Annotated in this window: 6 protein-coding genes; 1 reads left to right on the top strand and 5 read right to left on the bottom strand. The window is 65.3% G+C overall.

The genetic code is table 11. From position 1 onward, the window contains the following. On the bottom strand, nucleotides 1-1,436 hold a 1,436-nt coding region (locus A3764_RS11140; RefSeq protein WP_201722426.1), incomplete at its 3' end, for a cbb3-type cytochrome c oxidase subunit I. Then, nucleotides 1,433-2,155, bottom strand: a complete 723-nt coding sequence (locus A3764_RS11135; protein ID WP_067923767.1) for a cytochrome c oxidase subunit II — start codon at nucleotides 2,153-2,155, stop codon at nucleotides 1,433-1,435. The genes A3764_RS11135 and A3764_RS11140, both read right to left, overlap by 4 nt. Between A3764_RS11135 and A3764_RS11130 the strand changes: the two genes are divergently transcribed. Then, nucleotides 2,123-2,635, top strand: coding sequence for a DUF2231 domain-containing protein (locus tag A3764_RS11130; RefSeq protein WP_067923765.1), 513 nt, complete (start codon nucleotides 2,123-2,125; stop codon nucleotides 2,633-2,635). The two genes, A3764_RS11135 and A3764_RS11130, sit on opposite strands and share 33 nt — an antisense overlap. Here A3764_RS11130 and A3764_RS11125 read toward each other — a convergent pair. From A3764_RS11125 to A3764_RS25145, 3 genes are all read right to left on the bottom strand, one after another. Beyond that, nucleotides 2,605-3,117: a CopD family protein gene (locus tag A3764_RS11125; protein ID WP_067923762.1), complete on the bottom strand. Its 513-nt coding sequence runs from the start codon at nucleotides 3,115-3,117 to the stop codon at nucleotides 2,605-2,607. The genes A3764_RS11130 and A3764_RS11125 overlap by 31 nt on opposite strands. Next, the gene (locus tag A3764_RS11120) at nucleotides 3,114-3,824 is read right to left on the bottom strand and encodes a cytochrome c oxidase assembly protein (protein ID WP_067923759.1); all 711 of its coding nucleotides are present in this window, start codon (nucleotides 3,822-3,824) and stop codon (nucleotides 3,114-3,116) included. Before A3764_RS11120 ends, A3764_RS11125 begins: the two co-directional genes overlap by 4 nt. 148 nt (nucleotides 3,825-3,972) lie before the next feature. Further along, a partial coding sequence (locus A3764_RS25145) for a hypothetical protein (protein WP_161487492.1) occupies nucleotides 3,973-4,224 on the bottom strand: 252 nt, incomplete at its 5' end.

Raw genomic sequence — 4,224 nt, 5'->3', positions numbered from 1 at the left:
GCGAGGATGAAGCTGCCGACGGAAGAGGCGAAGTTGATCGCACCCCAGCCCGTTTCGGCGTCATATGTCTCTATCCTGCGACGTTGACCCAATAATCCGACCCAATGCATCGCCAGAAACGTGCCGTGAAAGCCAAGGAAGATGAGCGCGAATGCAGTCTCTCCCATGCGGAAAAACCGCTTTCGGCCTGTGAAGAGCGGCAGCCAGTAATAGATGCCCGCGAGGATCGGGAAGACGAAGCCGCCGAAGAGCACATAGTGCAGATGCGCGGTGATGAAGGCGGTGTCATGGGCCTGCCAGTCAAACGGCACGACAGCGACCATCACCCCCGTCAGCCCGCCGATCACGAAGGTCACGAAAAAGCCGAGGATATGCAGCATCGGCAGGTGAAGCTCCGGCCGGCCTTTCCACAGGGTCCCTATCCAGGCAAAGACCTGCACGCCGGTGGGCACCGCGACCAGCGTGGAGGCCGCTGAAAAGAAAGCGAGCCCCATATGCGGGATGCCGGTGGTGAACATGTGGTGGACCCAGAGCCCGAAGCTGAGAAAAGCGAGTGCGACGGCGGAGGCGACGATCCAACCGTAGCCCAGCAGGCTGGTTCGGGCCATCACGGGAATGATGGTGCTGATGACCCCGGCGGCGGGCAGGAAGATGATATAGACCTCCGGATGGCCGAAAAGCCAGAAGAGGTGCTGCCAGAGCAGGCTGTCGCCGCCAAGCTCCGCCTGAAAGAAGGGCAGGCCGAAGGCGCGTTCAAGCTCCAGCAGGATCGAGCCGAGGATCAGCGGGGGAAAGCCCGTCAGGATCATCAGCGCCGTCACCAGCGCGTACCACGCGAAGATCGGCATCTTGTCGAGCGACATGCCGGGCGCGCGATACCGCAGGATCGAGACGGTGAATTCGACCGCCGCGCAGATGGCCGAAATCTCAACGAAAGTGATGCCGATCAGCCAGAAATCGGTGTTGATCCCCGGTGAATGCAGCGGGCCGGTCAGCGGGGGGTACATGAACCAGCCGCCATCGGGCGCGATGCCCAGCACCAGCGCCACCAGCAACATCGAACCGCCGAAGACATAGCACCAGAAGCCATAGGCGGTGAGCCGCGGAAAGGCGAGGTCACGGGTGCCCAGCATCTTCGGCAAAAGGTAGATCGCCAGCCCCTCGAAGGTGGGAATGGCGAAGAGGAACATCATGATGGTCCCGTGCATCGTGAAGAACTGGCTGAAGGCGCCTGCATCCACGAAAGCCGAATCGGGGGTCGCCAGCTGGGCGCGGATCAGCATCGCCAGCACGCCCCCCACGAGGAAGAAGAAGAACGACACGATGAGGAACATCCGCCCAAGGTCGGAATGGCTCACGCTGCTGAAACAGCCCTTCCAGCCGGGTTCGGACGCCCAGATTTCGGTAAAGGCCCGGTGGCGGCGCAGCGCGTTCATTTCATGCTCCCTTCGAGGAAGGCGGCCCAGTCTTCGGCGTCATGCACCCGGACGGTAAAGACATGGCCGCTGTAGCCTGTTCCGTTGTATTCGGCGGTGAGGCCCCGGTAGGTGCCGGGGGTGTCGGCTTCGATCCGCAGCACGTTTACGCGGCCCGGGATCGCGTCCAGCTTGCCGGCGAGGCGGGGGACCCAGAAACTGTGGACCACGTCGCGGCTGGTGATCGCCACGTCGACGGGGCGGCCCGCGGGGATATGCAGCACGTCTTCGGTTTCGGCGGCACCGCTGCCCGGATAGGCGAAACGCCACTGCCAGCGCTGCGCCTCTGCCTCCACCCGGATAAGGCCTGTGCCCGCCCGGGGCATCAGCCGTTCGCCCGTCAGCAGGCCGTAGGCAAGCAGCGCGCCCAGCACGCCGAGCGAGAAGACAAGGCCGAGGCCGAGGATCCAGAACCGCTCCTGCACGCTTTCGGGCGCTTCCGTGCGCTTGGCGCGGAAGGCCCCGAACAAGAGCACCATGACGAGCGTGAAGATGGCGGTGGCACCGGCCAGCATCACCCACCAGAGGGTGGCAATCGCCCGGGCGGCGGGTCCGGCGGGATCGACGACCGAAAGCTCCCCGTTGCAACCGGCAAGCAGCAACGACATCATGGCCAGACTCGCCACTTTCGCAAAGGCGCCCAGACGATGCCGGAACAGACTGACAAGACCCAGGAACATTTCTCCGATCCGATCGCGGAAAAGGTCGGCTTCGACCAGACGGAAAGCCGCGTGGAGGTGCACGGCCATCCGATTCACGCGATGAGCGTTTCCTTCCCGATCGCGCTGTCCTTCTGCCTCCTGGGGGCGGATGTGCTCTATTGGTGGACGGCGGATGCCTTCTGGGCGCGGGCCGCGCTCTGGGCAGCGGGAACCGGGTTTCTCTTCGGGATGCTGGCGGGATTCGCGGGCACTGCGGAGCTGCTGCTGGTCAAGGGGATTCGCGCGCGCGCCGCGGCCTGGACCCATGCGATTTTCGCCGTAACGCTTCTGGCGGTGTTGGGGGCCAACTGGGGCCACAGGCTTTATGGCTACGAAGAGGCGGTGCTGCCCTACGGCATCCTGCTGTCGGGTCTGGGCGGCGTTATGGTGGCGTTCACGGGTTGGCATGGCGGCAAGCTCGTTTTCGACTATCGGCTGGGCACGTCGAAGGGCAACTGATGGCCGCGCGGCTGTTCCAGCCATGCGGGCATTTCGATCCAGCCCAGATCGGGTTTGCCCAGAACGAGTGACAGGATCGCCAGCACGATCACGAGGATCGCCGCCAGCGGCAGATAGGGTTTCGGCGGGCGCTGGTGTTCGGGTCGTTCGGCGACCAGTTCCACCATATGCCCGACCCAGGCGTGGGCGGCGGCCAGCGCCCCGACGAAGAGCAGCTTGGCATAGAGCCATGGCACGAAAACCTCGCGGAAGAAGATCAGCCATGTGCCCGCCACCACGGTGATGACGGCGGCGGGGGTGACGATGCCGGTATAGGTCAGATGGGTGGCGCGGCGGACCAGCCGGTAATGTTCCTGCGTGACGGCCGGATCATGGCGCGACAGCATCAGGGGCAGGGCGAGAAGCCCGCCGATCCAGACGATGAGCCCCATGATATGCGCCCCCTTGAAGAGGGAGATGAGGGCGGGAAGCAGATCGTTCATGCAGCGGCCCCCCGTAGCCCGGCCCAGCCGCGTCGCGCCAGAAGGCCCGCGGCAACCGCGTAGGGCAGCCCGGCCGGCACCCACATCAGCAACCCGCCGAGCCGCTGATCCCCCAGCGGGGTCAGCCCCCAGTCGAACGGGGCGGTCATATGGGCGGCATAGAGTGGATCGGGGGCGAAGGTCAGCAGCGCGCCCAGCATCCCCATCTGCGCAAAGCCTGCGACGATGAAGAGGATCCCCTCCACCGGGGGGCGGGGGGCGAAGACGGCGCGCCAGAACCACAGCGCGCTCAGCAGCAGGGTAAACTGCATGACCCAGTAGAGACCCATATGCGCGAGGGCGCGGTCATAGGCGGGCGGCGCGTGCCAGAACCACAGGATCGCGGTGGAGACGGCAAAGGCCAGCGGCAGGGAGCCGCCCCCGCGCCGTGCGGGCCATGCCAGCGCCAGCAGCGGTGCGGCGACCGCCACGAGCAGCACGTGATGCGCCACCCGTGCCGCGAAGAGAGCCGAGGACAGCGCGCAGAGCGGAGAGACAAACGCGATGGCAAGCACGCCCACCGCCGCAAGCCCCCGCCCGTTTCGCGCGAAGACGAGCGCCAGAACGGCCAGCATCACCAGCAGCCACGGATCAAGGTTCCAGCGCGTCCACAGCGCATCCGGCACCGGGGCGGGCCCGCAATAAAGACCGTCGAGACTGCTTGCCAACTGATACCCTCACCACACTGGATCGACCCCCACCGTCCCGGGAGGGGGGCGTTACCCCATAGAACCACAGGTAAAAAGGATCGTCATCCGCTTAACGCCGACAGCGCGCGGATGGTTTCGGATTTGCGCAGGCCTGGCGGTGGAGGTGTTAGCGCCCGTTTTCCTGATCTTCGATCCAGATCGAAAGGAAGGCTTCGTTGCGGGCGGCGGTTTCTGCGCGGTCACGGGTGCGAAGCTCCGACTCGCGGCGGCGGCGGGCCACGAGGTCGATGCGCTTTGCCTCGGCGAAGAGGGTCGACATACGGACGAAGGTTTCGGCGTTGCTTTCCCGCAGGCGCTGCGCCTCGGCCTCTTTGCCGCGCAGGGTTTCTGACACGTTGCGGATGAAGTTCGACAGGAC

It is taken from the genome of Sulfitobacter sp. HI0129 (genome assembly GCF_001635395.1).
Taxonomy (GTDB): domain Bacteria; phylum Pseudomonadota; class Alphaproteobacteria; order Rhodobacterales; family Rhodobacteraceae; genus Sulfitobacter.
This window is presented reverse-complemented; position numbering and strand designations above follow the sequence as displayed.

Coding starts and splice junctions, on each gene's coding strand:
- A3764_RS11125 (WP_067923762.1), bottom strand. CDS start 3,117: ATGAACGATCTGCTTCCCGCCCTCATCTCCCTCTTCAAGGGGGCGCAT.
- A3764_RS11130 (WP_067923765.1), top strand. CDS start 2,123: ATGCCGGAACAGACTGACAAGACCCAGGAACATTTCTCCGATCCGATC.
- A3764_RS11135 (WP_067923767.1), bottom strand. CDS start 2,155: ATGTTCCTGGGTCTTGTCAGTCTGTTCCGGCATCGTCTGGGCGCCTTT.